The 25,111-nt window shown below is 68.1% G+C and carries 19 protein-coding genes; 2 read left to right on the top strand and 17 right to left on the bottom strand.

The features are described 5' to 3' along the window. Positions 1-25: 25 nt before the first annotated feature. The 7 genes from G3M62_RS00095 to G3M62_RS00065 form a co-directional block, all read right to left on the bottom strand. Positions 26-433: a Fur family transcriptional regulator gene (locus tag G3M62_RS00095; RefSeq protein WP_165183871.1), complete on the bottom strand. Its 408-nt coding sequence runs from the start codon at positions 431-433 to the stop codon at positions 26-28. A 76-nt stretch (positions 434-509) separates the two neighbouring features. After that, positions 510-962 (bottom strand): ribosomal protein S18-alanine N-acetyltransferase, encoded by a 453-nt coding sequence (gene rimI, locus G3M62_RS00090; RefSeq protein WP_165183870.1) that lies wholly within the window; start codon positions 960-962, stop codon positions 510-512. Beyond that, entirely contained in the window at positions 959-1,600 is a 642-nt protein-coding gene (gene tsaB / locus G3M62_RS00085; protein ID WP_165183869.1) for a tRNA (adenosine(37)-N6)-threonylcarbamoyltransferase complex dimerization subunit type 1 TsaB, read from the bottom strand. Before tsaB ends, rimI begins: the two co-directional genes overlap by 4 nt. After that, positions 1,597-2,250, bottom strand: a complete 654-nt coding sequence (locus G3M62_RS00080; protein ID WP_165183868.1) for a DUF1131 domain-containing protein — start codon at positions 2,248-2,250, stop codon at positions 1,597-1,599. Before G3M62_RS00080 ends, tsaB begins: the two co-directional genes overlap by 4 nt. A 4-nt stretch (positions 2,251-2,254) precedes the next feature. Next, entirely contained in the window at positions 2,255-2,899 is a 645-nt protein-coding gene (locus G3M62_RS00075; protein WP_165183867.1) for a DUF1131 family protein, read from the bottom strand. Between the two features lie 155 nt (positions 2,900-3,054). Beyond that, positions 3,055-3,642 carry a malonic semialdehyde reductase gene (locus tag G3M62_RS00070; RefSeq protein WP_165183866.1) on the bottom strand — a complete coding sequence of 196 codons (588 nt, stop codon included), beginning with the start codon at positions 3,640-3,642 and terminating at the stop codon, positions 3,055-3,057. Positions 3,643-3,761: 119 nt separating this feature from the next. After that, positions 3,762-4,331 carry a NifU family protein gene (locus G3M62_RS00065; protein ID WP_165183865.1) on the bottom strand — a complete coding sequence of 190 codons (570 nt, stop codon included), beginning with the start codon at positions 4,329-4,331 and terminating at the stop codon, positions 3,762-3,764. A gap of 117 nt (positions 4,332-4,448) precedes the next feature. Here G3M62_RS00065 and G3M62_RS00060 point away from each other — a divergent pair, with 117 nt between their 5' ends. Further along, positions 4,449-5,741, top strand: coding sequence for a cytochrome P450 (locus G3M62_RS00060; protein ID WP_165183864.1), 1,293 nt, complete (start codon positions 4,449-4,451; stop codon positions 5,739-5,741). 130 nt (positions 5,742-5,871) lie between these two features. Here the strand turns inward: G3M62_RS00060 and G3M62_RS00055 are convergent, their stop codons facing one another. The 9 genes from G3M62_RS00055 to G3M62_RS00015 form a co-directional block, all read right to left on the bottom strand. Beyond that, complete coding sequence (locus G3M62_RS00055; RefSeq protein ID WP_165183863.1) at positions 5,872-6,627, bottom strand: DUF3800 domain-containing protein; 756 nt, start codon at positions 6,625-6,627, stop codon at positions 5,872-5,874. Between the two features lie 62 nt (positions 6,628-6,689). Further along, the gene (trpS, locus tag G3M62_RS00050) at positions 6,690-7,724 is read right to left on the bottom strand and encodes a tryptophan--tRNA ligase (RefSeq protein WP_165183862.1); all 1,035 of its coding nucleotides are present in this window, start codon (positions 7,722-7,724) and stop codon (positions 6,690-6,692) included. 4 nt (positions 7,725-7,728) lie between these two features. Further along, positions 7,729-8,037, bottom strand: a complete 309-nt coding sequence (locus tag G3M62_RS00045; RefSeq protein WP_165183861.1) for a hypothetical protein — start codon at positions 8,035-8,037, stop codon at positions 7,729-7,731. 5 nt (positions 8,038-8,042) lie between these two features. Beyond that, positions 8,043-9,692: a murein biosynthesis integral membrane protein MurJ gene (murJ, locus tag G3M62_RS00040; protein ID WP_165183860.1), complete on the bottom strand. Its 1,650-nt coding sequence runs from the start codon at positions 9,690-9,692 to the stop codon at positions 8,043-8,045. Positions 9,693-10,722: 1,030 nt separating this feature from the next. Continuing rightward, positions 10,723-13,548 carry a [protein-PII] uridylyltransferase gene (locus G3M62_RS00035; RefSeq protein ID WP_165183859.1) on the bottom strand — a complete coding sequence of 942 codons (2,826 nt, stop codon included), beginning with the start codon at positions 13,546-13,548 and terminating at the stop codon, positions 10,723-10,725. A gap of 80 nt (positions 13,549-13,628) precedes the next feature. Beyond that, on the bottom strand, positions 13,629-16,328 hold the full coding sequence (mutS, locus tag G3M62_RS00030; protein ID WP_165183858.1) for a DNA mismatch repair protein MutS: 2,700 nt from the start codon (positions 16,326-16,328) through the stop codon (positions 13,629-13,631). A gap of 176 nt (positions 16,329-16,504) precedes the next feature. After that, positions 16,505-17,656: a molecular chaperone DnaJ gene (gene dnaJ, locus G3M62_RS00025; protein ID WP_165183857.1), complete on the bottom strand. Its 1,152-nt coding sequence runs from the start codon at positions 17,654-17,656 to the stop codon at positions 16,505-16,507. Between the two features lie 139 nt (positions 17,657-17,795). Further along, the gene (gene dnaK / locus G3M62_RS00020) at positions 17,796-19,691 is read right to left on the bottom strand and encodes a molecular chaperone DnaK (protein WP_165183856.1); all 1,896 of its coding nucleotides are present in this window, start codon (positions 19,689-19,691) and stop codon (positions 17,796-17,798) included. A 371-nt stretch (positions 19,692-20,062) separates the two neighbouring features. Next, positions 20,063-22,708, bottom strand: coding sequence for a M1 family metallopeptidase (locus G3M62_RS00015; protein ID WP_246263403.1), 2,646 nt, complete (start codon positions 22,706-22,708; stop codon positions 20,063-20,065). Positions 22,709-22,835: 127 nt separating this feature from the next. Here G3M62_RS00015 and G3M62_RS00010 point away from each other — a divergent pair, with 127 nt between their 5' ends. Beyond that, a complete protein-coding gene (locus G3M62_RS00010; protein ID WP_165183854.1) occupies positions 22,836-23,471 on the top strand; it encodes an alpha-ketoglutarate-dependent dioxygenase AlkB in 636 nt (211 codons plus the stop codon). 170 nt (positions 23,472-23,641) lie between these two features. Here G3M62_RS00010 and dnaA read toward each other — a convergent pair whose 3' ends face one another. Then, a complete protein-coding gene (gene dnaA / locus G3M62_RS00005) occupies positions 23,642-25,111 on the bottom strand; it encodes a chromosomal replication initiator protein DnaA (RefSeq protein ID WP_165183853.1) in 1,470 nt (489 codons plus the stop codon).

Below are 25,111 nucleotides of genomic sequence, written 5' to 3'. Positions count from 1 at the left end.
GGTCAGGTGGGGGCAAGTCCGAGGATCACTCCTCCAGCGGAACCCCATAGAGCTCCAGCCGGTGGTCCACCAGCTTGTAGCCCAGCTTGCGCGCGATGGCGTTCTGCAAGGCCTCGATCTCCTCGTCCACGAACTCGACGACCTTGCCCGACTTCATGTCGATCAGGTGGTCGTGGTGGTGATCGGGGGTCTCTTCGTAGCGCGAGCGGCCGTCGCGGAAGTCGTGACGCTCGATGATGCCGCTTTCCTCGAACAGGCGAACCGTCCGATAGACCGTGGCGATCGAGATGTGCGGGTCCACGGCGTGGGCGCGGCGGTGCAACTCTTCGACATCCGGATGGTCGGTGGCCGACGACAGCACGCGGGCGATGACCCGACGCTGGTCGGTCATGCGCATGCCCTTTTCGATGCAAAGCTTTTCGAGGCGATCCACGGTGGCGTCTCCGGAAAGATGAACCCCGAACAGGGGCTCGCGGGCAAGATTCGCGGGCAAGATAGGGGCTTGGTCGCTAGCTGTTAAGCGCCCGACGCATCACGACCGCGTCCTTGGCCCCATCCGGATGGGGATAATAGCCTTTTCTGAGCCCGACACGCTCGAAACCGGTGGTTTCATACAACTTGATGGCCGCCAGATTGTCGGCGGCGACCTCGAGGAACATCTCGAAGGCGGCGGCTTCCCGGGCGATGCCGGCCGCCATCTCGACCAGGGCCGCGCCCCAGCCGCGACGGCGTGCGGCCGGATCGACCCCGATGGTCAGGATTTCGGCCTCGCCGGCGATCGCGCGGCACAGGATGAAACCCTTGGGCTCTTCCGGCTCTCCGGCCTCGCCCAGCACGGCGAAGGCCCCGGGCCCCTTGAGCAGAGCCTCGAACTCTTCCGCCGACCAGGGCCGGTCGAAGGCGCGGTCGTGCAGGTCGGCGAGGGTGAAACAGGCTTCCAGCCCGACGGGACGCAGGATCATGCGGTCGGCGCCACGGCGTAGGGCGCGCGCAGATAGAGCGGCCGGGGCGAATGGGCGGGCGCGGGTCGGGCGGCGGCCAGGCGGGCGATGGCGACGGGGTCGGCATAGGCCGGGGTCAGCACCCTCGCCTCGGGCAGGACGTCGGCGACCAGCGGCGCGCCCGAGCCGACCAGGGTGGCCGGACCGCCCGAATAGAGCTCGGCCAGGCGCGCGGCGGCGACCCCGACCTCCAGGGCGTCGGGCGCCATCAGCGCCTTTCCGCCGTCGAAGACCTGCAGATAGACCTGGCCCATCTTCGCATCCAGAACGCCGGCCACCAGGCCTGTCGCGTCGGCCGAAGCGGCCAGGGCTTCCAGCGTGTTGATTCCCACGCAGGGGATCGACAGGGCCGTGGCCAGGCCCTTGGCGAAGGACAGGCCCACGCGCAGGCCGGTGAACGAGCCGGGGCCGACGGTGACGGCGATGCGGGTCAGGTCGGCGAACTCGATCCCGGCCTCGGCCGCCACCTCGCGGGCCAGGACAGCGATCCGCTCCTGGTGACCGCGGGTCATCGGCTCGCTGCGGGCGGCGCGGACGCTCGCACCGTCCAGCACCGCGACCGAACAGGCACCCAGGCAGGTGTCGAGCGCCAGGATCATTGGGTCGGCGCCCCGCCGCGCCAGAAGAACTCGCGCAGGAAACCCTTTTCCCGCAGCACCGCCTCGGGCGGCATCGTGTCCTGGGTCCAGCCGGGAACGCCGAACACGTAGCGCAGCACCGGCTCGCCGGGCTGTGTGCAGATCACGGCGTGGACGTCACGGTCCTTGCCCATCCAGCAGCGCGGATAGTCCATGCCGGCGTCCGCCCATTTCATCATCAGGGTCTCGCCGCGCGGCCCTTGGGGCGCGCCGCCGGTGACGCGGATATCGCCAATCTTGGTCGTGCCGGGATTGCCCTGGATCTCGATCACGCCGCCGCCCTGTTCGACCGTGAGGATCGGCGTCGGCTCGCCCGGGCCCTGGTGCAGGAAGGCCGTCTTGACGTCCGCCTTGGGAAAGCGCGGCTTGACGGCGTCGAGCGAGAAGTCGGTCTGGGCCATCAACGGGCCGACCGAAAACTCGTCCAGGGCCAGCGGGCCGCCCTCGTAGGGCGTGAAGCGGTCGACCGCGCCGGACGCGTCCTGGCGCGTCACCACGGCCGGAACCGGCGCCGCGGCGGGCGCGGAGCTCTTGCCGCCCTGCGGCTTGTCGGCCGGGCCGCAGGCGACCAGGACCAGCAGAGGCGCGGCGAGGATCAGGCGTCGAAACATCGGATCAGGCCGCGCCGACCGCGGCCTTCTCGGCCGGACGCCAGACGAATTCGTTCAGCTGCCCCTTGGCCTTCAGCACCTCGACCGGCGGCAGGCCGCCCTGGGTCCAGCCCGGCACGCCGAACACATAGGACACGGTCGGCGCCTCGGGGCGCACGCAGACGGTCTGGTTGACGGTTCGGCCCTCACCGGCCCGGCACTGGGCGATGTCGAAGCCCAGATCGGCCCACTTCGCCAGAAGGGCTTCGCCCTTGGGGCCCTGCACGGGCCCGCCGGCCATTCGGATCTCGCCGATGCCGCCCTCGGCGTCCTTGCCGATCTCCAGCAGCGGGACGTTGTCCTGGTCGACGGTCAGGATCGGGCCGGGCGGGCCCTCGCCGGTGTGGATGAAGGCGCTCTTGACCACCGCCTTGGGGAACAGGGCCTTGATCGTGGCCGCATCAAAGGCCGTCTCGCCGGTGATCGGGCCCACGCCGTCGGCGCGAATGTTCAGCGGTCCGCCGATATAGGGCGTGACCGCGATGGCGACCGGGCCGGACTTGGCGGGGGCTTCGGCGGCCGGCGGCTTGGCGGCGCCGGGTTGCTTGGCGGGGCCGCAGGCGGCGAGCAGCAGCAGCGGAGCGGCGATCAGGGCGAGGCGCGAGGTCATGGGTCGGTTCTAGCACTGGGTACGTTTCGTACCCAACCCCGTCTTCCCGGCGAAGGCCGGGACCCAGATGCAGCCGTCGCGCCGGAAGTAGACTTCCAATGCACAGCCCTACGATCTGGGCCCCGGCCTTCGCCGGGGAAACGGAGGAGGTCAGATCAGACGATCTTCGCGGCTTCCTCGAAGTCCAGGCGCGGGTTGCGCGGGAACAGGCCTTCTTCGGTGCCGTAGCCGATCGAGGCGATGAAGTTGGACTTGATGTTGGTCCCGGCGAAGAACGCGGCGTCGACGCCGGCGTTGTCGAAGCCCGACATCGGCCCGACGTCCAGGCCCAGGGCCCGCGCGGCCAGGATGAAATAGCCGCCCTGCAGCGAGCTGTTGCGCAGCGCGCCGACTTCCTTGGCCACGGGGTCGCCGAACCAGGTCTTGGCGCCCGGCGCGTTGGGGAACAGCTTGTCGAGGGTCTCGGGGAAATCCAGGTCGTAGCCCACGATCACCGTGACCGGCGCCTTGAGAATCTTGGCGCCGTTCGAGCCCGACGACAGGGCGGCCAGCTTGGCCTTGGCTTCGTCGCTCTGCACGAAGATGAAGCGCGCCGGGGTGGTGTTGGCGGCGGTCGGGCCGAACTTCACCAGGTCGTACAGCTCGCGCAGCACCGGTTCGGGAATGGGCTGGTCGCTCCAGCCGTTGCGGGTGCGGGCTTCGGTGAACAGTTGGGCGAGAGCCGTGTCGGCGAGCTTGGCCATCAGCGATCCTTATGGGCGATATAATTGCAACTTATACAGTTACAATAAGGACGCCGATCGAGGCTGGCAAGCGCTCACCGCGCGCATTGTCTTGCACGCGAGCGCACGGGTGGAGCAGCCTAGAGCGTCTGCTCGACCCGGGTCACTTCCGGCACATAGTGCTTGAGCATGTTCTCGACGCCGGCCTTCAGGGTCGCCGACGAGGACGGGCAACCCGAGCAGGCGCCGCGCATGTGCAGCCACACCACGCCAGTGGCCGGCTCGAACTTGGAGAACACGATGTCGCCGCCGTCCTGGGCCACGGCCGGACGGATGCGAGTGTCGAGCAGGTCCTTGATCTCGGCGACGATCTGCGAGCTTTCCTCGTCATAGACGCCGTCTTCGTCATGACCGCTTTCGGTCGCGTCCAGCAGCAGAGGCCGGCCACTGGTGAAGTGGTCCATGATGGCGGCCAGGATCGGCGCCTTCAGGTGCGGCCACTCGGCGCCCTCGGCCTTGGTCACCGTCACGAAGTCCGGACCGAAGAACACGCGGTTGACGTCGCCCAGCCGGAACAGGGCTTCGGCGAGGGGCGAGGCGTCGCCCTCCTCCATCGTCTTGAACTCCCTCGCGCCCTCGCCCAGCACTTCGCGGCCGGGCAGGAACTTCAGGACCTCGGGATTGGGCGTGGTTTCGGTCTGGATGAACATGCCGGAGAAATGGACCCGCGACGCCGCCAGGACAAGAGGCGGCTGCCGTTTGCGTCATCGTGACAAACGAACCGCGTTATGGCTCCATCCTTGAAACAAGTGTTTAGGGAGGCCGCCATGAGCGACGGAGCCATCGATCTTTCGAGTGACGCCCCCAAGGACGCTTCAAGGGACGCGGCGAGAGCCAAGGCCTATGCCATGCCCCTTGAGCAGATCGACGTCGCCGATCCCGCCCTGTTCCAGGCCGACGCCCACTGGCCCTATTTCGAGCGGCTGCGGGCCGAGGACCCGGTGCATTACTGCGAAAGCAGCGAGCACGGACCCTATTGGTCGATCACCCGCTACGCCGACATCATGACCGTCGACACCACGCATCAGGTGTTCTCGTCGGACTCCAGCTTCGGCGGCATCACGATCCGCAACTTCGACGAGGACTTCGTCCTGCCGATGTTCATCGCCATGGATCCGCCCAAGCACGACATCCAGCGCAAGACCGTCAGCCCGATCGTCTCGCCAGTGAACCTGGCCATGCTGGAGGGCACGATCCGCGAGCGGGTCGGCGGCATTCTCGACGGCCTGCCGATCGGCGAGACCTTCGACTGGGTCGACAAGGTGTCGATCGAGCTGACCACCCAGATGCTGGCCACCCTGTTCGACTTCCCCTGGGAGGAGCGCCGCAAGCTGACCCGCTGGTCCGACGTCACCACCGCCGTGCCGGGCGCCGGCATCGTCGACAGCGAGGACCAGCGCCGAGCCGAGCTGCTGGAGTGCCTGGCCTATTTCACCGAGCTGTGGAACCAGCGGGTCAATTCCACCGAGCCGGGCAACGACCTGATCTCGATGCTGGCCCACGGCGAGGCGACGCGGAACATGCCGCCGTTCGAATATCTGGGGAACATCCTGCTGCTGATCGTCGGCGGCAATGACACGACCCGCAACTCGATCACCGGCGGCCTGCTGGCCCTGTCCCAGAACCCGGCCGAAGAGGCCAAGCTGCGCGCCGACCCGTCGCTGATCCCCAACATGGTTTCGGAGATCATCCGCTGGCAGACGCCGCTGGCCTATATGCGCCGCACCGCGATCGAGGACTTCGAGCTGTCGGGCAAGACCATCAAGAAAGGCGACAAGGTCGTGATGTGGTACGTCTCGGGCAATCGCGACGAGACGGCGATCGACAACCCCAACGCCTTCCTGATCGACCGCCCCCAGGCCCGCCGCCACCTGTCGTTCGGCTTCGGCATCCACCGCTGCGTCGGCAACCGCCTGGCCGAACTGCAGCTGAAGATCATCTGGGAAGAGATCCTCAAGCGCTTCCCGAAGATCGAGGTGATGGGCGAACCCAAGCGCGTCTATTCGAGCTTCGTGAAGGGCTATGAGAGCCTGCCGGTAAGGATTCCGGCGCGGCTATGAAGCACCACCAGTTCTGCAAGCTTAGCCGTGTCTATTGACTAAAACATAGAACAGACACATGATTCGGATGCCGGGAGTGCGTCATATAGCACGTTGGGACTATGGTCTCACCCGGCGTCCCAGCTTGCTTTCAGATAAACGTGGCCTTCGGAAACTTTATAATTCCGTATCCGGCCTCATCACCTTGCGCGTTTGTACGAAGGCTTGGCTTAAGAAGTTGGTAATACTTGTCGTCACCGCGCTCGTATTTTCTCCAGACGGCACCTGCGACCATATCTGCGAGTTGGATCCCAACGCTAAGGTTTGACGGGTGGATAAATAGCCCCTCGATTAGGTGCTTGTAGTTCGTTGTAAATCCGGACGCGGAATGCAGAAGCTTTTCGTGGTAGCCGCGCAACCTTTTGTCATCACCCGGACCTCGGTGGTCACCGACGACGATCCCAAATTCCCGGCGACCGGTAACTTTGCTTAGGTCGCTGAGATGGTATTCGAAACGCTCGGTCACGGGCTTAAATGTCCCATGATAGAGATCGTCCTGCGTGTTAATCGAGGGCATCGCATAGGCGGCCTCCCGGCATGAGACACACGCTAGTGTCTTAACCGCTGTCTCGGATGACATCAGTCGATAGATTTCTGTCCTGATTTCGTCGCGAACATCCTGCGCCAGGCCGCGCATTGGATTTTTGGCGTCATTGTTAGCTGGCGCAAAGTAACGCCATTTTATCTCACCCCTAATTCCACGACGAATTTTGATCCCCATGAGTCCGTCTCGCATACGATGCCAAGACGTCTCAGGAATTATAATCCCGCCTACTACAAAGTAGGAAGGGCGCTGGTCTTGGGGTCGGGGCGGAGTACCCGACTCGTCTAGGAAGAGCACATGCATGGACCAACACCACAACACGAGTCCATTCACCAGACAAGACGGGTGCTTAATAAGCTACGAGCCTACGCCCCCCAGAACCCCACCAGCTTCTTCACCTCGGCCACCGTCGGCGCGGCGACTTCGGACGCCCGCTCGGCGCCGGCCTTCAGGATCCGGTCGATCTCGGTCGGATCCGCCAGGAAGCGACGCATGGTCTCGCCGACCGGGGCCAGTTTCTCGACCGCCAGATCGGCCAGGGCCGGCTTGAAGGTCCCGAACCCCTTGCCGGCGTACTCGGCCAGCACCTCGGCCTTGGTCCGGCCCGCCAGCGCCGCGAAGATGCCGACCAGGTTGTCGGCCTCGGCCCGGGTCGCCAGTTCTTCCAGGGTCTCGGGCAGCGGTTCCGGGTCGGTGCGGGCCTTCTTGACCTTGGTGGCGATAGCGTCGGCGTCGTCGGTCAGGTTGATGCGGCTGTAGTCCGACGGGTCGGACTTGCTCATCTTGGCCGAGCCGTCGCGCAAGCTCATGATCCGCGCGCCCGGCCCCTGGATCAGCGGCTCGGGCTGGGGGAAAAAGCCCTGGACGCCGAAGTCGTGGTTGAACTTGCCGGCGATGTCGCGGGTCAGCTCCAGGTGCTGCTTCTGGTCTTCGCCGACCGGCACGTGGGTGGCCTTGTAGACCAGGATGTCGGCGGCCTGCAGCACCGGATAGGTGTAGAGGCCCACGCTGGAGCGCTCCTTGTGCTTGCCGCTCTTTTCCTTGAACTGGGTCATCCGGTCCAGCCAGCCAAGGCGCGCCACGCACTGGAAGATCCAGGCCAGTTCGGAATGCTCGCGCACCGCCGACTGCGGGAAGATGGTGGCCTTGGCCGGGTCGAGGCCGGCGGCCAGATAGGCGGCGGCGATCTCGCGGGTCTGCTGGGCCAGGGCTTCCGGCTCCTGCCACACGGTGATCGCGTGCAGGTCGGCCACGAAGATGAAGGTGTCCATCTCGTGCTGCAGCCGGGCGAACTTCACCAGGGCGCCGAGATAGTTGCCCAAGTGCAGGGCGCCGGACGGCTGGACGCCGGAGAGCACGCGGGTCGGGCCCGCATAGGGGACGGGGGTGTGGTCGGTCATGGCTTCAGCCCTGGATATCGAAAGCGGTATGGCGGACGCGCGGTGGCGCAGGCCGCGTGCAGGACGCGGCGGTCGGGGTCAGTTGAAGCTGCGCCATCGCGGCGCGGAGAAACCGATCGAAGCCATGCACGCTGGTTACCGGGCGGAAGCTGAGAGGGCAAGACGCCAGGTTTGACGAGCAGCCGCGGCCTTGGCCCGAAACCTCGTCCTTCGACAAGCTCAGGATGAGGTTTCCTAGTGCGCCGACGCTGAAAATAGCCCTCATCCTGAGCTTGTCGAAGGACGAGGGCGGCTCCTCGGCGTCAAAGGCCACGCCCTTTACGCCTTGCCCCGCCGCAGCACGCCCTTCAGTTCCGCCGGGGTCACGCCGCCGAACAGGAAGACCAGCGGCGGATACAGCGCCCCGCCGACCAGAACGGTCAGCAGCAGGGCGAACTCCTTGGCGCCGACGGTATGGCCGCGCAGGCCCAGCTCGCGCAGCGGCGCCTCGATCAGCGGCCGCCAGTGCGACGCCGCCGCCAGGGCCAGGCCCATGGCGACGCTGGCCGCCAGGATCCGCGCCACCCGCGACCAGGTGGCCAGGGACGGGCTGTAATGGCCCTTGCGCGACAGGCCCCAGGCCATCTGGCCGACGTTCAGCCACGAGGCGATGGCGGTCGCCGCGGCGATGCCCTTGACCCCGACCAGGTTGAACAGGACGACGCCGAACACGACGTTGACCGCCACGGAGATCAGGGCGAACCGCATCGGGCTCTTGGTGTCGCCCCGCGCGAAGAAGGCTCGCGAATAGAGCTGCTGCAGCACGAAGGCCGGCGTGCCCAGGCCGTAGAAGAACAGGGCCGAGGCCGTCTGACTGGCGTCGAAACTGGTGAACTGGCCGCGCGTGTAGAGGGCGTCCGACAGGAAGCCCGGCATCGAGACCAGGGCCGCGGCGGCCGGAATGGTCAGGGCCATGGCCAGGGTGATGGCCTGGTCCATGGCGGTCTGGGCGTCGTCGTGGTCGCCCGAGTGCACGGCGCGCGACAGGCGCGGCAACAGAGCCACGCCGATCGCCACCCCCACCAGGCCCAGCGGCAGCTGGTAGAGGCGATCGGCCGTGGCCAGCCAGGTGCGGCCGCCGGCCACGTGGCTGGCCAGGTTGCCGGAGATGAAGATGTTGACCTGGGTGGCGCTGGCCGCCAGGGCGCCGGGAATGGCCTTGCCGATCAGGGCCCGGACTTCCGGCGTCAGGCGCGGCAGCCGCCAGTGGACCTTGGCGCCGGACTTGTTGACGCCCCAGGTCAGCAGGGCCGCCTGGGCGACGCCGGCCACGATCACTCCCACCGAACCCCAGGTCGCCGCGCCCACGGCGGTGGTCTGCGGCAGGATGAAGATCAGGGTGGCCAGGTTCAGCAGGATCGGCGCCCCGGCCGACAGCACGAAGCGGTCGCGGGCGTTCAGAACGCCCGACAGGTGGGCGACGATGGCCATGCAGGGCAGGTAGGGCATGGTGATCTGGGTCAGCAGCACCGCCAGCTTGTACTTCTCGGTGCCCCAGCCGAAGCCGGGGCTGATCAGCATCATCAGCCAGGGCATGGCCAGCTGGCAGACCACGGTGATGATGATGGTCGCCGCCGCCAGGGTGGCCATGGCGTCGGCGGCCAGGATATCGGCCACCTCCTCGCCGTCGGTCTGCAGCGACTTGGCGTAGGCGGGCACGAAGGCCGCGGCGAAGGCGCCCTCGGCGAAGAACCGGCGGAACAGGTTGGGGAAGGCCAGGGCGGCGTTATAGGCGTCGGCGGCCGGGGTGGCGCTGGCCCCCATGCGGTACGAGACCGCCAGGTCGCGGGCGAACCCCATGAACCGGCTGACCAGGGTCAGGCCGGAATAGATCATCGACGACTTCAGCAGGCCGCCCGCCTTCTTGGCGGGGGGCGCTGCAGGCTCGATGGGGGGCGGGGCTTGTTCGGGGGGCGCGATGTCGGTCACGAACGGCTTCTGGGGGCTGGAGGATGGGCCGTCAAGCGAGGGCTTGCGGCGGGCGAGAGCTTGGCCGGGTTCGGCGAGGCCCGATAGGCGCGCCGCAAGGATTTCCGGAGGATTTTCAGCGGCGAACCCTTGCCCCCTACGGACCGCTTCGCGGTCGTCTTCCCCCGCAGGGGGAAGAGGGCTGCCACCGCCGCCGGCGCACACGCGTCCTCCGCCCCCTACGGGGGCGGACAGACCGCGAAGCGGTCAGGTGGGGGCAAGGGAGTGAGCCACCGTTTAGGGACACACGCTTGCGTGTGTCCCTAAACGTAGTCCCCTACCCTCTCCGGACACGCCTCTTCCGTCATCCGCCAGCGGCGAGGCCGCGCCTTGACACGGCAAACGCCAGAGCTCCGACCCGCCGAGGCTTTTAAGGCACGGCCCCATCCGGGACGAATGAGGGCTTCCGCCAAAGCACAATAGCTCCCACAGCGCACAGGATCGCGAGCACAAGAGAGCCCCATAGGTCCCATTGGCGACTTCCGGTGACGTAGTATTCACCCTTGCGTCGTTCCAACGTGCTCCTCCCCGACCAGGGCGCGTAATATTCCATCCACTCGCCGCGCCAGACGCCCAAGAGATACGACCCTTGCGGAGGAGGGCCCACGGCGGAGACGCCCTCCTTGAACAACGATGTGGAAAGACGATCGACGATAAAGGGCTCGTAAGAAGGCCCAGGTCTGGATCGAGCCCATGCTTCGAGTTCTTCGTCGGTGACCAACCTGTCAGTCTTCGAACGAGAGTCATCGACGAACCGCGCGGCCGCCTGAAAATCGGCGTACATCTGTCGGCTATTTTGCAGACTCTGGTCGACTAGCTCCTCGGCGAACCCCGCCAAAAGGGCGTTGGCCAAACAAAGCATCACGGCCAAGATCAAGACCAGCGCAGTGACACGTCGCGCCCATTGGGGAAAAGTAAAGCTCGGCTTCATGCGAAACCCAAGCACGGCCGACTAGGCCCCGCAACACGCGGCGCCAAATCTTGACACGCCCTACCGCGCCACGCTCGCCCGCGCCCGCTTCAGGCCCGGCCGCGTATTCGGCGCCCCGGCCTCGTTCTGCTCAAGCGCCGCCAGCAGGTCGGCCTTCAGCGCCGTGACCTTCTTGGCGTCGGCGACCTTCCCGCCCTCGGACGTCTGGACGTAGAAGGCGTCGACCGCCCGCTCGCCGTAGCCGTCGATGTGGGCCGACTGGATGGACAGGCCGTTGTCGGCCAGGGTTCGGGCCAAGGCCTGCAGCAGGCCCGGCCGGTCGCGGCCCGAGGCCTCGACCACGGTGGCTTCGTTGGAGGCCTCGTTGTCGACCACCACGGTGGGAGCGATCGAGAAGGCCGCCGTGCGTGACAGCTCCGCGCCGCGCCGGGGCTCGACCGCGATCGGCTCGCCGCGACCGGCGGCCTCCAGGGCGTCGGCCAGGCGGCGCAGGGCGCGGGGGTTCTCGCAGCCCAGGGCCGCGCCGGTCACGTCCTGCACATGGAACACGTCCAGGGCCTGGCCCTGGCGCGAGGTGAAGACCCGGGCCCCGACGACGTTGCCGCCCAGGGAAGAGATGGCCAGGGCGAGATCCGCGAACAGGCCGCGACGGTCCTTGGCGGCGATGACGATCTCGGCGGCGTTGGCGCCGGCCGGCACCCGGCCCTCGGCGGCGGCCCCGCCCTGGATCGCCGCGCGGCGGGCCAGTTCGGCGTGGGCCTTCAGGTCATCCTGCGAGAAGGCGCCGAAATAGGCGGCCTCCATGGCCTGGGCCCAGCCCTTGGCGGCGGGGTCGGCCTGGACCAGGGCCTCGCGGGCGGCCTCGGCGGCGGCTTCCTGATGGCGCTGGACGCTGGCGGCGGCGTCGCTGCCGCGCCCGCCCCGGAACACGGCCTCGGTAGCGTTGTAGAGCTCGCGCAGCAGCTGGCCCTTCCAGCCGTTCCACACGCCCGGCCCCACGGCGCGGATGTCGGCGACGGTGATGACCAGCAGCAGGCGCAGGCGCTCGGGGTTCTCGACGATGCGGGCGAAGGCGGCCACGGTGCCGGGATCGGCCACGTCGCGCTTCTGGGCGAAGTCGCTCATGACGAGATGGTTCTCGACCAGCCAGGCCACCAGCTCGACCTTCAGGCGGTCGACGCCCAGGCGCTCGCAAGCGCTGCGGGCGCTGCGGGCTCCGGCCTTCTCCTGGCCGCCCACCCCGCCCTTGCCGGTGTCGTGCAGCAGCATGGCCAGGAACAGGGCTTCGCGGTCCTCGATCAGCGGCATGATCGAGACGGCCAGCGGATGGTCGTCGACCAGCCGGCCGGCGGCCATGTCGCCGATCAGGCCCACAGCCCGCAGGGTGTGCTCGTCCACCGTGTAGGAGTGGTACATGTTGAACTGCATCTGGGCGACGATGCGGCCGAACTCGGGAATGAACCGGCCCAGCACCCCGGCGTCGTTCATCAGGGTCAGGGTGCGGTAGGACCGCTTGCCCCGGGCCAGCAGGTCCAGGAACGCCTGGGTCGCCTGGCGGTCGCGGCGGACCTTCGACGTGATCAGGTGCAGGTTGCGGGTCACCGCCGTGAAGGCGTCGGGATGCAGATCCAGGTCCCGTTCGTCGGCGGTCCTGAACAGGCGGATCAGGTTGACCGGATCGGCCTCGAACACCTGCGGGCCGTCGATGTTCAGCCGGCCGCCGTCCTCATAGAAGCCGGCCACGTCCAGCGCCTTGCGCTTGGGCTTGCCGCCGCCGGGCAGGAAGCGGGAGATGCCCTTGGGCTCGTGCTTGAAGTGCTCGGCCTCCAGCTTGGCCGAGAAGGCGCGGGTCAGGGCCCCGACCTCCTTGGCCACCAGGAAGTAGCGGCGCATGAAGCGCTCCACGGCCGGGGCGTCGCCCCGGTCGCCATAGCCCATGCGGCGGGCGATCTCGGGCTGCAGGTCGAAGGTCAGGCGCTCTTCCGGGCGTCCGGTGGCGAAGTGTAGGTGGGCGCGCACGGCGTGCAGGAAGTCGAAGGCGCGGATGAAGCCCTTGGCCTCGCGCCGGTCGAACACCTCCAGCTTGAACACGTCTTCCGGCCGGTCGACCGGGTGCAGATATTCGGCGATCCACATCAGGGTGTGCAGGTCGCGCAGCCCGCCCTTGCCCTCCTTGACGTTCGGCTCGACCATGTAGCGGCTGGCCCCAGCCCGGGCCTGGCGGTCGTCGCGTTCCTTGAGCTTGGCGGCCACGAACTGGGCGCCAGTGCCCTTCATCACGTCGTCCTGGAAGCGCCTTTTCAGTTCGACGCCCAGGCGTTCGTCGCCGGTCAGCCGGCGGGCCTCCAGGATCGTCGTGCGGATCGTGAAGTCTTCCTTGGAAAGGCGGACGCACTCCTCGATGGTGCGCGAGGCGTGGCCGACCTTGAAGCCCAGGTCCCACAGCGCATAGAGCATGAACTCGATCACGCTCTCGGCGTGCGGCGTCTGCTTGTAGGGCCGCAGGAACAGCAGATCGATGTCGCTGAACGGCGCCAGGGTGCGGCGGCCGTAGCCGCCCACCGCCAGCAGGCACAGGCGCTCGCCCTCGGTCGGGTTGCGGGCCCGGAACACATGGACGGTGGTGAAGTCGTAGAGGGCGGTGATCACCTCGTCGGTGACGCCGCTGAGCAGGCGGGCGGTCTCCAGACCCCCGGCCCCGTTCTCCAGCCGCTCCTTGGCGATCATCCGGCCGCGAAACAGCGCCTGTTTCAGGATTTCGATGGCCCGGGCCCGCTGGCCGGCCTCGTCGCCGATCAGGTCCAGGGCGGCGGCCGACAGGCGGGCGCGCAGGGCGTGGCCGTCGACGACATGTTCCAGGGGGGTAGGGCGAAGACGGCGGGGCATGGCGACTATATGGGGTTCCCGAGCGCGGTCGTCGAACCCCTCAAGCCGGGCCGGCGAGCCGCCGCCTTCACTATACGATGTCAGGTCTTGAGAAGAGCCTTAAGACGGTAAAGCGCGTCGAGCGCCTCGCGCGGGCTCATGCCGTCGACGTCCAGCTCGTCCAGCGCCGCGTCCGTGCGGCTGGGCGCCGCTTGAACAGGCGCCAGCACGGGAGCCGAAGCGGCGAACAGCGGCAGCTCGTCCAGCTTGGCCGGCGATTCGGTCTTGCTCTCCAGGCGATCCAGCACCTCCTTGGCGCGGGCCACGACCTGGGGCGGCACGCCGGCCAGCTTGGCCACCTGAACGCCGTACGAGCGGTCGGCCGGACCGGCGGCGGCCTCGTGTAGGAAGACCAGGTCGCCGTTCCACTCCTTGGCGCGCAAGGACAGGTTGGAGACGTGGGCCATCCGCGTCTCCAGCGTGGCCAGCTCGTGATAGTGGGTGGCGAACAGGGCGCGGCAGCGATTGGTGTCGTGCAGGGCCTCGGCGCAGGCCCAGGCGATGGCCAGGCCGTCATAGGTGGCCGTGCCCCGGCCGATCTCGTCCAGGATCACCAGGCTGCGCGGGCTGGCCTGGGTGAGGATGGCGGCGGTCTCGACCATCTCCATCATGAAGGTCGAGCGGCCACGCGCCAGGTCGTCGCCGGCCCCGACGCGGCTGAACAGGCGATCGACCACGCCGAGGCGCAAGGACTTGGCCGGCACGTAGCAGCCGGACTGGGCCAGGATCGCCAGCAGGGCGTTCTGGCGCAGGAAGGTCGACTTACCGGCCATGTTCGGGCCGGTGACGATCGACAGCCGCGCGCCGCGCTCGCCGGCCGCGTCCAGGCAGCAGTCGTTGGGGGTGTAGGGATCGCCGGCCCGCTTGACGGCGGCCTCGACCACCGGGTGACGCGCGGCCTTGGCCTCGAAGGCCAGGGACTTGTCGACGGTGGGGCGCACGGCCCCGCTGTCCTCGGCCCACTCGGCCAGACCCGCCGCCGCGTCGAGCCGCGCCAGGGCCTCGGCGGCGATCTGGATTGGCTCGGCCAGCAGGCGGGCGACCTCGCGCCAGGTCTCGAAGGCCGCGATCTCCATGGCCAGCACGCGCTCGGCGGCCTGGGCGATGCGGGCGTCGAGGTCCGCCAGCTCCACGGTGGTGAAGCGGACCTGGTTGGCCAGGGTCTGGCGGTGGATGAAGGTGGCGTTCAGCGGCGGCTGGAACAGCGGGTCGGCCTTGCCGGCCGTGGCCTCGACATAATAGCCGAGCACGCCGTTATGGCGGATCTTCAGGGGCACGCCGCTCTCGGCCGCCAGCCGGCTCTCCAGGCCGATGATCACCCGGCGGCTGTCGTCACGCAGGCCCCGGGCCTCGTCCAGTTCGTCGCGGACCCCGGCGGCCACGAAGCCGCCGTCGCGGGCCAGGGCCGGCAGGTCGGCGCCCAGACCGGTCTCCAGGGCCTCCAGGAAGCCCGCCAGGCCCTCGTGCAGCGCCGGGGTCAGGGCGTGGAAGGCCTGCTCCAGCTCGGACGGCGGCGAGGTCAGGGCGTCGCCCGAACCGGCGATCATCGCCGCCAGGTCCGCCCCGGTCTTCAGGGTGTCGCGGATGCAGCCCAGGTCGCGCGGGCCGCCCCGGCCCAGGGCCAGGCGCGACAGGGCGCGGGCCATGTCGCCGGAACCCTTCAGCACCTCGCGCAGGCGTTGGCGCAGCGCGCGGTGCTCGACGAACCACTCCACCGCGTCCAGGCGGCCATTGATCGCGGCCGGGTCCAGCAGCGGACGGGCCAGGCGGGCGGCCAGCAGGCGGGCGCCGCCGGCCGTCACCGTGCGGTCGATGACCGCCAGCAGCGAACCGTTGCGGTCGCCGCCCTGGGTGCGGTCGATCTCCAGGCTGGAGCGGGTGGCCGGATCGATGGCCATCACGTCGGCCTCGGCGGCGCGGCGCGGGGCGCGCAGGGCCGGCAGCTTGCCGGCCTGGGTCATTTCAAGATGGGCGGCGATCAGGCCCAGGGCCCCGATCTCGGCCGACGAAAGCCCGCCGAACCCGTCCAGGGTGTCGACGCCGTAGAGCCGCTTGACGCGGGTCTCCGACGCCTGGGGCTCGGACAGCGCCGAGGGCATCGGCTGGATCAGGCCGCCGCAGATCTTCAGGGTCTGGGACAGCTGGTCGTCCGACAGCAGGCGATCGGCGACCAGGGTCTCGGACGGGGCCAGGGCCGCCAGGATCGCCGCCACGGCGTCCTTGGCGACCAGGAAACACTCGACCTCGCCGGTCGACAGCTCGACGGCCGCCACGGCCGCCTGGCCGGCCCGCACGGCCACGGCGGCCAGGCGGTTGGCGCCGCGCGCGTCCAGCAGGCCGTCCTCGGTCAGGGTGCCGGGCGTCACCACCCGCACGATGTCGCGGCGGACCACCGACTTGGAGCCGCGCTTCTTGGCCTCGGCCGGGTCTTCCATCTGCTCGCAGACGGCGACCTTGAAGCCCATGCGGATCAGCTTGGAGAGATAGGCCTCGGCCGCGTGCTGCGGCACGCCAGCCATCGGGATCGGCTGGCCGTTGTGGGTGCCGCGGAAGGTCTGGCTGATGCCCAGGGCGGCGGCGGCCTTGTAGGCGTCGTCGAAGAACAGCTCGTAGAAGTCGCCCATCCGGAAGAAGATCAGCGCGTCGGGCTGACGCGCCTTCATCTCGAAGAACTGCTGCATCACCGGCGTCGCGCCGGTGGCGTCATAGGTCTGGGTGACGGTGGGGGCGGGGGCGTTCATCGCGCCGGACGGTACAGGGCGTTGGCCCTTCCGTTAAGACTTCGGTAGGGGATATCCACAAGCCCTGGGACTATTCCCGCGAAAACCCACCAAATAGGCGGTGATGAGGGCCCAAAACGACGAAGGGCCCGGCGCTTCCGCTCCGGGCCCTTCTCGTATCGCGATGCGGAAGCCGCCTAGCTGCCCGTCACTTCTTCCCAGAAGCGCTTGGCCTTGCCGACGAAGTTGGCCGACTTGGGGTTCTGTTTCTCGCTGCACAGGCCGGCCAGCTCCTGCAGGAGCTCCTTCTGCCGCGCGGAGAGGTGGGTCGGGGTTTCCACGAACAGCTCGACCACCAGGTCGCCGCGCTGGCGGCTGCGCAGGGACGGCATGCCCTTGCCCTTGAGGCGGACGGTCTTGCCGGTCTGAGCGCCTTCGGGGACCTTGACGGTCATGCGGCTGGCGCCGTCGCAGTTCTCGCCGCCCAGCAGGCAAGGGGCCTCGATGTCGCCGCCGAGAGCGGCCACGGTCATCGGCACCGGCACGGTGCACAGCAGGTCCAGGCCGTCGCGCTCGAACAGCTCGTGCGGAATCACCGACAGGAAGAGGTAGAGGTCGCCGCGCGGACCGCCGCGCGCGCCCGCGTCGCCTTCGCCCGCTAGGCGGATCCGGGCGCCGTCGTCGACGCCGGCCGGGATGCGCACCGACAGGATGCGCTCGCGGCGCACCTGGCCGTGGCCGTGGCAGGTGGCGCAGGGGTCCAGCACCAGGCGGCCCGAGCCGCCGCAGCGCGGGCAGGCCCGTTCGACCGCGAAGAAGCCCTGGGTGGCCCGCACGCGGCCGGCGCCGCCGCAGGTGCCGCAGACCGTCGGGCTGGTGCCGGGCTTGGCGCCCGAGCCGTCGCAGACCTCGCAGGTGATGGCGGCGGGAACCTTGATCTCGACCTCGGCGCCGGCATAGGCCTGCTCAAGGGTGATCTCCAGGTCGTAGCGCAGGTCCTGGCCGCGCTGGGGGCCGTTGTTCGACTGCCGGCGACCGCCGAACATCTCGCCGAACACGTCGCCAAAGACGTCGTTGAAGATATCGCCGGCGTCGGCCCCGCCGAAGCCGCCCGGTCCGCCCTGCTGACCGTTCACCCCGGCATGGCCGTAGCGGTCGTAGGCGGCGCGCTTCTGGGCGTCGGACAGCACCGAATAGGCTTCGTTGACTTCCTTGAAGCGCGAGGAGGCGTTCTCGCAACCGCCATTGCGGTCGGGATGGTGCTCCATCGCCATCTTGCGGAAGGCGGCCTTGAGGGCGGCGTCATCGCAGCCACGGGCCACGCCCAGGACTTCGTAATAGTCGCGCATCGTCAGGGTCGATCACTAGCCATGTTGAACAAGGAGGTGGGAGCGCTCCCGCCCGGCCGCAAGCGGCAGGCGGGAGCCTTGTTCCCGAAGGTGGGGGCGGAACGAACCGAAGTCACACGCACCGCCCCGCGACCCATGGTCACGCCGACGGCTTGGAGTCGTCGACTTCTTCGAATTCGGCGTCGACGACGCCGTCATCGGCGGCGGCTTCGTCGTCGCCGCCTTCGCCCTGCTGGGCGTTGTACATGGCCTCGCCCAGCTTCATCGAAGCTTGCAGCAGGGCCTGGGTCTTGGCTTGGATCGCCTCGGCGTCCTCGCCTTCCAGGGCCGTCTTCAGCTCGGCGATGCCGGTCTCGATCGCGGTCTTGTCGGGCCCGGAGACCTTGTCGCCGTGCTCGGCGAAGGCCTTCTCGGTCGAGTGCAGGGCGGCTTCACCCTGGTTCTTGGCCTCGACCAGCGCCTTCTTCTTCTCGTCCTCGGCCTTGTTGGCCTCGGCTTCCTTGACCATGCGCTCGATGTCCGCGTCCGAGAGGCCGCCGTTGGCCTGGATGCGGATCGAGTGCTCCTTGTTGGTCGCCTTGTCCTTGGCGTGGACGTTGACGATACCGTTGGCGTCGATGTCGAAGGTGACCTCGATCTGCGGCACACCGCGCGGCGCCGGCGGAATGCCCTGCAGGTCGAACTGACCCAGGAACTTGTTGTCGACGGCCATCGGACGCTCGCCCTGGAAGGCGCGGATCGTCACGGCCGACTGGTTGTCGTCGGCGGTCGAGAAGGTCTGCGAACGCTTGGTCGGGATGGTGGTGTTGCGCTCGATCAGCGGGGTGAACACACCGCCCAGGGTCTCGATGCCCAGCGTCAGCGGGGTCACGTCCAGCAGCAGCACGTCCTTAACGTCGCCTTGCAGAACGCCGGCCTGAACGGCGGCGCCCAGGGCCACGACTTCATCGGGGTTCACGCCCTTGTGGGGTTCGCGACCGAAGAAGTCCTGCACGGCTTGCTGGACCTTGGGCATGCGGCTCATGCCGCCGACCAGGATCACTTCGTCGATGTCGCTCTTCTTCAGGCCGGCGTCCTTCAGGGCCTGCTCGCACGGACCGATGGTGCGGGCGATCAGGTCTTCCACCAGGGCTTCGAGCTTGGAGCGCGACAGCTTGATGTTCAGGTGCAGCGGGCCCGACGCGTTCATCGAGATGAAGGGCAGGTTCACTTCGTACTGAGCCGTCGAGGACAGCTCCTTCTTGGCCTTTTCGGCTTCTTCGCGCAGACGCTGGAGGGCCAGCTTGTCCTTGCGCAGGTCGACGCCCTGCTCTTTCTTGAACTCGTCGGCCAGGTAGTCGACGATCCGAAGGTCGAAGTCCTCGCCGCCCAGGAAGGTGTCGCCGTTGGTCGACTTCACTTCGAAGACGCCGTCGCCGATTTCCAGGACCGAGACGTCGAACGTGCCGCCGCCCAGGTCGTAGACGGCGATCTTCTTGCCTTCGTTCATCTCCAGGCCGTAGGCCAGGGCGGCCGCGGTCGGCTCGTTGATGATGCGCAGGACTTCAAGGCCGGCGATCTTGCCGGCGTCCTTGGTCGCCTGACGCTGGGCGTCGTTGAAATAGGCCGGGACGGTGATGACCGCCTTGGTCACCGACTCGCCCAGATGGCTTTCGGCGGCTTCCTTCATCTTCTGCAGGATGAAGGCCGAGACTTCCTGCGGGCTGTAGTCCTTGCCGTGGGCCTTGACCCAGGCGTCGCCGGTCGGACCCTTGACGATGTCATAGGGGACCATGGCCTTGTCCTTGGCCACGACGGGATCTGCGAAATTGCGGCCGATCAGGCGCTTGATCGCGAAAAGGGTGTTGGTCGGGTTGGTGACGGCCTGGCGCTTGGCGGGCTGGCCGACGAGGCGCTCGCCGTCCTCGAGGAAGCCGACCACCGACGGGGTGGTGCGCGCGCCCTCGGCGTTCTCGATCACCTTGGGGTTCTTACCGTCCATGATGGCCACGCACGAGTTCGTGGTGCCAAGGTCGATACCGATAATCTTGCTCATGTTTAGACCTGTAGCTCCTGAATGGCGGACGGCGGTGACAAGGGCCTCAAGACAAGCGCCCCGGTTTTTCTCAAGCCGTCCCCGTCTGGTCGCGTTCTAACGGTTGATCCAAATCCTCACCTTCCAAACGACGTTCGGAAGGAAAGCGTTCGTTCAATCGAAGTTGACGAGCCCGTCAACCCCGCTTCGATGCCCGATATGGGGGATAGGCGCCAGCCTGCAAGCCCAATCCCGCATGGAATGAAGGGGAATCGTGACCTGCGACGAAATAGGCCGCGCCTGAAAAAGCGCGGCCCTTCCGTCAGATAGGTCGCGAGCGCGGCCCGAAAGCCTCAACTCGCGTTCGCTGAATCCGCTCTACGAGCGTCGTCTCAGCTTTTCTTGGCGACCCAGGCGGTGATCACCGGCATGGCGGCCTTGCGCACCTTGATGCGGTCGGTGATCGCGGCCACCGACTTGTCGGCCTCGCCGCGCGAGCCGGCCAGCAGGTTGGCGGCGGCGTAGGCGGTGACCTTGCCGATCATCGCCGGATCGGCCGAACGCTTGGCCAGGCCCGGGATGAACTTGGTGGCCGAAGCCGCGTCGACCTTGCCGTTCACCGCGTCCTTGTGGGCGACGGAGAAGTCGAAGGCCAGGTCGGGATGCAGCACCGAGACCCGCGAGATCATGTTGGCCGCCAGGGTTTCGCTGGGCTCGCCGCTGATGGCCAGATCCAGGGCCTTGGCCGCCAGGGCCTCGTCCTGGACCGAGGCCAGCTGGGTGTAGAGCTGGTCGCGGATCAGCGGGGTCTTCTCGACCTTGGCCTGGGCGTGCAGGGCGTCCCAGGCCTGGGCGTCGGCCTGACGGGCGACGACGGCCAGGATCGACTTGCGCAGGGCGCCGGGCACGGCCGACGGGTCGGTCTTGTCGGCGGCGTAGCGGCGCTTGGCCTCGGCCACGACGGCCGGATCGCCCAGGGCGCCCAGCTTCTCGATCAGCGCGGCGCGCAGGTTGGCGACCGGGGCCGGCTCGCCGGCCTGGGCCGTCCAGCCGATCTTCTGGAACACCGGCGACAGGCGGGCGATGGCCAGCTTGCGGAAGGCGGCCTGCGGGGCTGAGGCGCCGTCATACATGCCGTCGACCTCGGTCAGCACGCCGGCGATCTTGCTCCAGACCTGCGGATCGGCGTCGGCCGGCGTGGCCATGACCAGGTCCAGGGCGTCGGTGACGGCCTGCTGGCCGTTCAGGCCCAAGGCCCAGGCGTCGGAGATCACGCCCAGCTGGTCGATGGCCGGCAGCTTGGCGAAGCTGGCCGCGACGCCGGCGAAGGCCTTGGGCGTGTAGAGGGTGCGGAAATAGCCGGCCTGGCCGGCGTTGACCACCACGGGGCCGCAGCCGTCGACGCTCAGCGAGCCCTTGCCGCCGACCACCAGGGTCTTGGCCACGCTGCTGGAGCCGGCGACCTGGGCCGAGACCGGCACGCGCCAGGCCAGGGGAGTCTTGGTGGGCTTGTCGCGGCTGAACTCGCCCTGGGTCAGGCTCACGGTGGTCTTTCCGGCCGCGCAGGCGCCGGTGTCGACCGTGATCAGCGGGATGCCCGGCTGCAGGGTGAAATCGTGGGCGATGGCGGTGATCGGCTTGCCGGCGGCCTTCTCGACCTCGATCCACAGGTCGTCGGTCGTGGTGTTGCCGTGGGCGTGGGCCTTGATGTAGGCGCGAACGCCCGCGCGCCAAGCTTCGGGGCCGACATAGGCCTCGAGCATGCTGATGACCGCCTGGCCCTTCTGGTAGGTGATCGCGTCGAAGGCCTGGCTGGCCTGGTCGACGGTCTCCACGTGCTGGACGACCGGGTGGGTGGTGGCCAGCGAGTCCAGGCCCATGGCGTATTCACGCCCGCCGATCGCGCCCAGCTGGCTGTTCCACTCGGGATGGAAGTGCTCGGTGGCCCGGCTCTCCATCCACGACGCGAAGCCCTCGTTCAGCCACAGATCGTCCCACCACGACATGGTGACCAGGTCGCCGAACCACTGGTGGGCCATTTCGTGGGCCACGGTGGTGTAGATGTTCTGGCGGTCGGTCTGGGTCGAGATCGCCGGGTCTTCCAGCAGGGCGTATTCGAAGTAGAAGATCGCGCCCCAGTTCTCCATGGCGCTGAAGAACTGGCTCTGGCCGGGGGCGGCGATGTGGTCCAGCTTCGGCAGCGGGTAGGGCGCGCCGAAATAGTCGTTGTACCAGGCCAGGATCGGGCCCGAGGACTTCAGGGCGAAGTCGGCCTTGGCCAGGTCGCCCTTCTTGGTGATCACGCCCATCTCGACGTCGCCGACCTTGGCCGTGGCGCGGTCGAACTCGCCCAGGCCGAAGAACAGCAGATAGGTCGACATCTTCGGCGAGGTGGCGAAGGTGACCTTCGACTTGCCGCCGCCCAGATCCTGCGTCTTGGCGATCGGCATGTTGCCGATGGCCATCTGGCCCGTCGGGACCGTCACCTGGACGTCGTAGGTGGCCTTGAAGAACGGCTCGTCCCACGAGGGAATGAAGCGGCGGGCGTCGCTGTTCTCGAACTGGGTGTAGAGCGCGCGCTTCATGCCCTGGTCGGTGTCGTAGTCCAGGGCAAACAGGCCGGCGGCCTGCTTGTAGATCTTGCCGCTGTAGTCGATGGCCAGGACGTGCGCGCCCTTGGCGACCGGCTTGTCGAAGGTGAAGGTGGCGGTCTGGGCTTCGGCGTCGACACTGACCTTGGCCGCGCCCTCCTTGGCGCCGCCTGGGCCGACCATCTCGACCTTGGCGAACGCCAGGTCGGCGGCCTGCAGCGTGATGGTGTTGGTCGGGGCGGTCACGTCGATATTGATCTTCACCGAGGCGGTGAAGGTCAGCTTGTCGGTGTCGGGAACGAAGGCCAGGTCATAGTGGGTCGGGACCACGCCGCGCGGCAGCTGGGTCGTGACGTTGGCGGCGGTGATCGCGGCGGGCTTGGAGGCCTGAACCGCCTTGGGGGCGGTGGTCGCGGCCAGGGCCGATCCGGCGGCAAAAACGAGCACGGCGGCAGCCGCGGAAGAGAGAAGTCGACGCATGAGCGGCCCTGGATTGCAAAATTTGTTCGGCCGGCAGGCCCGGCGAGCGCAAACCAACACTGTCCAAACCCGTCTGGCGCATTAAATCTCCGTAATGATTAAACCGATCAGTGTTCTGCCGGGTTTCGACCTATGGCCCGGATTGCTGGACCCCAAGGCCCAGAACGATTTGATGCGCCTGGCGCTGGCCGCCTTCGAGGTCGCGCCGCCGCAAAATTATGAAACCGCCCATGGCAAGGCCATGAGCGTGGCCATGACCAGCTTCGGCCCGCTGGGCTGGACCAGCGACAGGACCGGCTATCGCTACGCCGACCGCCATCCGGCGACGGGGCGACCCTGGCCGGAGATGCCACGGGCTCTGCTCGATCTTTGGGCGGCCCTGGGCGATCCGCGGACACCGCCGGACAGCGCCCTGATCAACCTCTATCGCGATGAGGCCCGCATGGGCCTGCACCAGGATCGCGACGAGGCCGATCCGCGCTTTCCGGTGCTGTCGGTCTCGCTGGGCGACACGGCGGTGTTCCGGATCGGCGGAACCGCGCGCAAGGACCCGACGCGGTCGCTGCGACTGTCGTCGGGCGACGTATGCCGGCTGTCGGGACCGGCAAGGCTGGCGTTCCACGGCGTGGACCGGATCCTGCCGGGATCGTCGGGGCTCGTGCCGGGGGGAGGGCGGGTGAACATCACGCTTAGGCGGGCGTCCGTGGCTCACCCCCTTGCCCCCACCTGACGGCTTCGCCGTCTGTCGCGGCGAGGGGGCGGAGGCTTCATGCGCGACGCGCCTCTTCCCCCTATGGGGGAAGACGACCGCGAAGCGGTCCGTAGGGGGCAAGTGTTCGCCGCACGAAAAAGGGCCGCCCAACCGGACGGCCCTTTTATCATTCACCAGGATGAAAACCCTCAGCCGCGCAGCTTGCGCGTGATGGTCTCCAGGTCCTGGTTCAGGGCCGGGTCCTCGGCGCGCAGGGCCTCGATGCGGCGCACGGCGTGCAGGACGGTGGTGTGGTCGCGGCCGCCGAAGCGCCGGCCGATGTCGGGCAGCGAGCGGGTGGTCAGCTGCTTGGCCAGCCACATGGCCGCCTGGCGCGGACGGGCGATGGCGCGGTTGCGGCGCTCGCTGAGCAGGTCGGCCTGTTTCATGCCGTAGTGCTCGGACGTGGCCTTCTGGATGTCGTCGATGGTGATGCGCTTCTCGCCGGCCCGCAGGTGCGGACGCAGGATCGCCTGGACCTCGTCCAGGGTCAGGCGCGAGACGCCTTCGCCAGCCCGGGCCGACAGGGTGTTCAGCGCGCCTTCCAGCTCGCGGACGCTGTCGGTGAAGCGGTCGGCCAGGAAGTTCAGCACTTCGGGGCGCATGGTCGGCTCGAAGCCGTGCTGACGCGACAGCGACTGCAGCTTGCGGTCCAGGATGCCCAGGCGCAGAGCGCGGTCGGCCGGCTCCAGGCCGCAGACCAGGCCCGCCGACAGGTGCGAGCGCAGGCGGGCGTCCATCTCGGTCATCGCCGCCGGGGCGCGGTCCGAGGAGAACACCACCCGGCGACCGTCCTCGACCAGGGCGGTCAGGGTGTGGAACAGCTCTTCCTGGCTCGACTGCTTGCCGGCGATGAAATGCACGTCGTCGATGATCAGCAGGTCGGCGCCGCGCAGCTCTTCCTTGAAGGCCGCGGTCTGGCGATCCATCACCGCCCGCACGAAGGTCGACAGGAAGCGCTCGGCGGTCAGATAGACCACGCGCTTGGTCGGGGCCTGGCGCATGGCCTCCCAGGCCAGGGCGTTGAGCAGGTGGGTCTTGCCGAAGCCGTAGGGGCCGTGGAACAGCACCGGATTGAAGTGGCCGTCGGCCCAGCTCGCCACGCGGCGCGCCACGGCGTGGGCGAATTCGTTGGCCGGACCCGGCACGAAGGTGTCGAAGGTGAAGCGTTCCTGCAGGCCCTGGACGGGGGAGGGCTTGGCGCCGTTGGTCGGGGCCAGGGCGGGAATGTCGCTGGAGACCGGCAGCACGATCTCGATCGGCTCGGCCTTGGCGTCATGACCGGCCGACACGCCGCCGGCCGCCTCGAATTCCAGGCGCGACTTCAGGTCCAGGCGACGCGAGGTCGGATCGTTGGCCGCCCACAGTTCGCTGACGCGACGCCACGCGCTGCGGCGAATCCAGTCGCGCGCGATCCCGGTCGGCGTCACCAGCACAACGTCGCCAGCCTGACCTTCACGCAACATCGCCGGGGCGATCCATGAGCCGAAGGCCGCATCGCCCAGCTCGCGTTTCAGCACCGCGCACACCCTGCTCCAGACGGCGCCCGCAGGCTCGCAGGCAATCGTCGAGAACGCAGCCGAAAACTCTTGGGTCACTACCCCGCCTTTGGTCGTCAT

The sequence above is a fragment of the Caulobacter soli genome, from assembly GCF_011045195.1.
Lineage (GTDB): Bacteria > Pseudomonadota > Alphaproteobacteria > Caulobacterales > Caulobacteraceae > Caulobacter > Caulobacter soli.
The sequence above is the reverse complement of the archived record's forward strand: the minus strand, read 5'-3'. Positions and strand labels throughout refer to the sequence as shown.

What these genes read in the sequence shown, in the direction of transcription:
- G3M62_RS00065 (WP_165183865.1), bottom strand. Translation starts at nt 4,331, where the DNA reads ATGTTCATCCAGACCGAAACCACGCCCAATCCCGAGGTCCTGAAGTTC.
- G3M62_RS00075 (WP_165183867.1), bottom strand. Translation starts at nt 2,899, where the DNA reads ATGACCTCGCGCCTCGCCCTGATCGCCGCTCCGCTGCTGCTGCTCGCC.
- trpS (WP_165183862.1), bottom strand. Translation starts at nt 7,724, where the DNA reads ATGACCGACCACACCCCCGTCCCCTATGCGGGCCCGACCCGCGTGCTC.
- G3M62_RS00035 (WP_165183859.1), bottom strand. Translation starts at nt 13,548, where the DNA reads ATGCCCCGCCGTCTTCGCCCTACCCCCCTGGAACATGTCGTCGACGGC.
- dnaA (WP_165183853.1), bottom strand. Translation starts at nt 25,111, where the DNA reads ATGACGACCAAAGGCGGGGTAGTGACCCAAGAGTTTTCGGCTGCGTTC.
- rimI (WP_165183870.1), bottom strand. Translation starts at nt 962, where the DNA reads ATGATCCTGCGTCCCGTCGGGCTGGAAGCCTGTTTCACCCTCGCCGAC.
- tsaB (WP_165183869.1), bottom strand. Translation starts at nt 1,600, where the DNA reads ATGATCCTGGCGCTCGACACCTGCCTGGGTGCCTGTTCGGTCGCGGTG.
- G3M62_RS00010 (WP_165183854.1), top strand. Translation starts at nt 22,836, where the DNA reads ATGATTAAACCGATCAGTGTTCTGCCGGGTTTCGACCTATGGCCCGGA.
- G3M62_RS00055 (WP_165183863.1), bottom strand. Translation starts at nt 6,627, where the DNA reads ATGCATGTGCTCTTCCTAGACGAGTCGGGTACTCCGCCCCGACCCCAA.
- mutS (WP_165183858.1), bottom strand. Translation starts at nt 16,328, where the DNA reads ATGAACGCCCCCGCCCCCACCGTCACCCAGACCTATGACGCCACCGGC.
- G3M62_RS00060 (WP_165183864.1), top strand. Translation starts at nt 4,449, where the DNA reads ATGAGCGACGGAGCCATCGATCTTTCGAGTGACGCCCCCAAGGACGCT.
- dnaJ (WP_165183857.1), bottom strand. Translation starts at nt 17,656, where the DNA reads ATGCGCGACTATTACGAAGTCCTGGGCGTGGCCCGTGGCTGCGATGAC.
- G3M62_RS00070 (WP_165183866.1), bottom strand. Translation starts at nt 3,642, where the DNA reads ATGGCCAAGCTCGCCGACACGGCTCTCGCCCAACTGTTCACCGAAGCC.
- G3M62_RS00080 (WP_165183868.1), bottom strand. Translation starts at nt 2,250, where the DNA reads ATGTTTCGACGCCTGATCCTCGCCGCGCCTCTGCTGGTCCTGGTCGCC.
- dnaK (WP_165183856.1), bottom strand. Translation starts at nt 19,691, where the DNA reads ATGAGCAAGATTATCGGTATCGACCTTGGCACCACGAACTCGTGCGTG.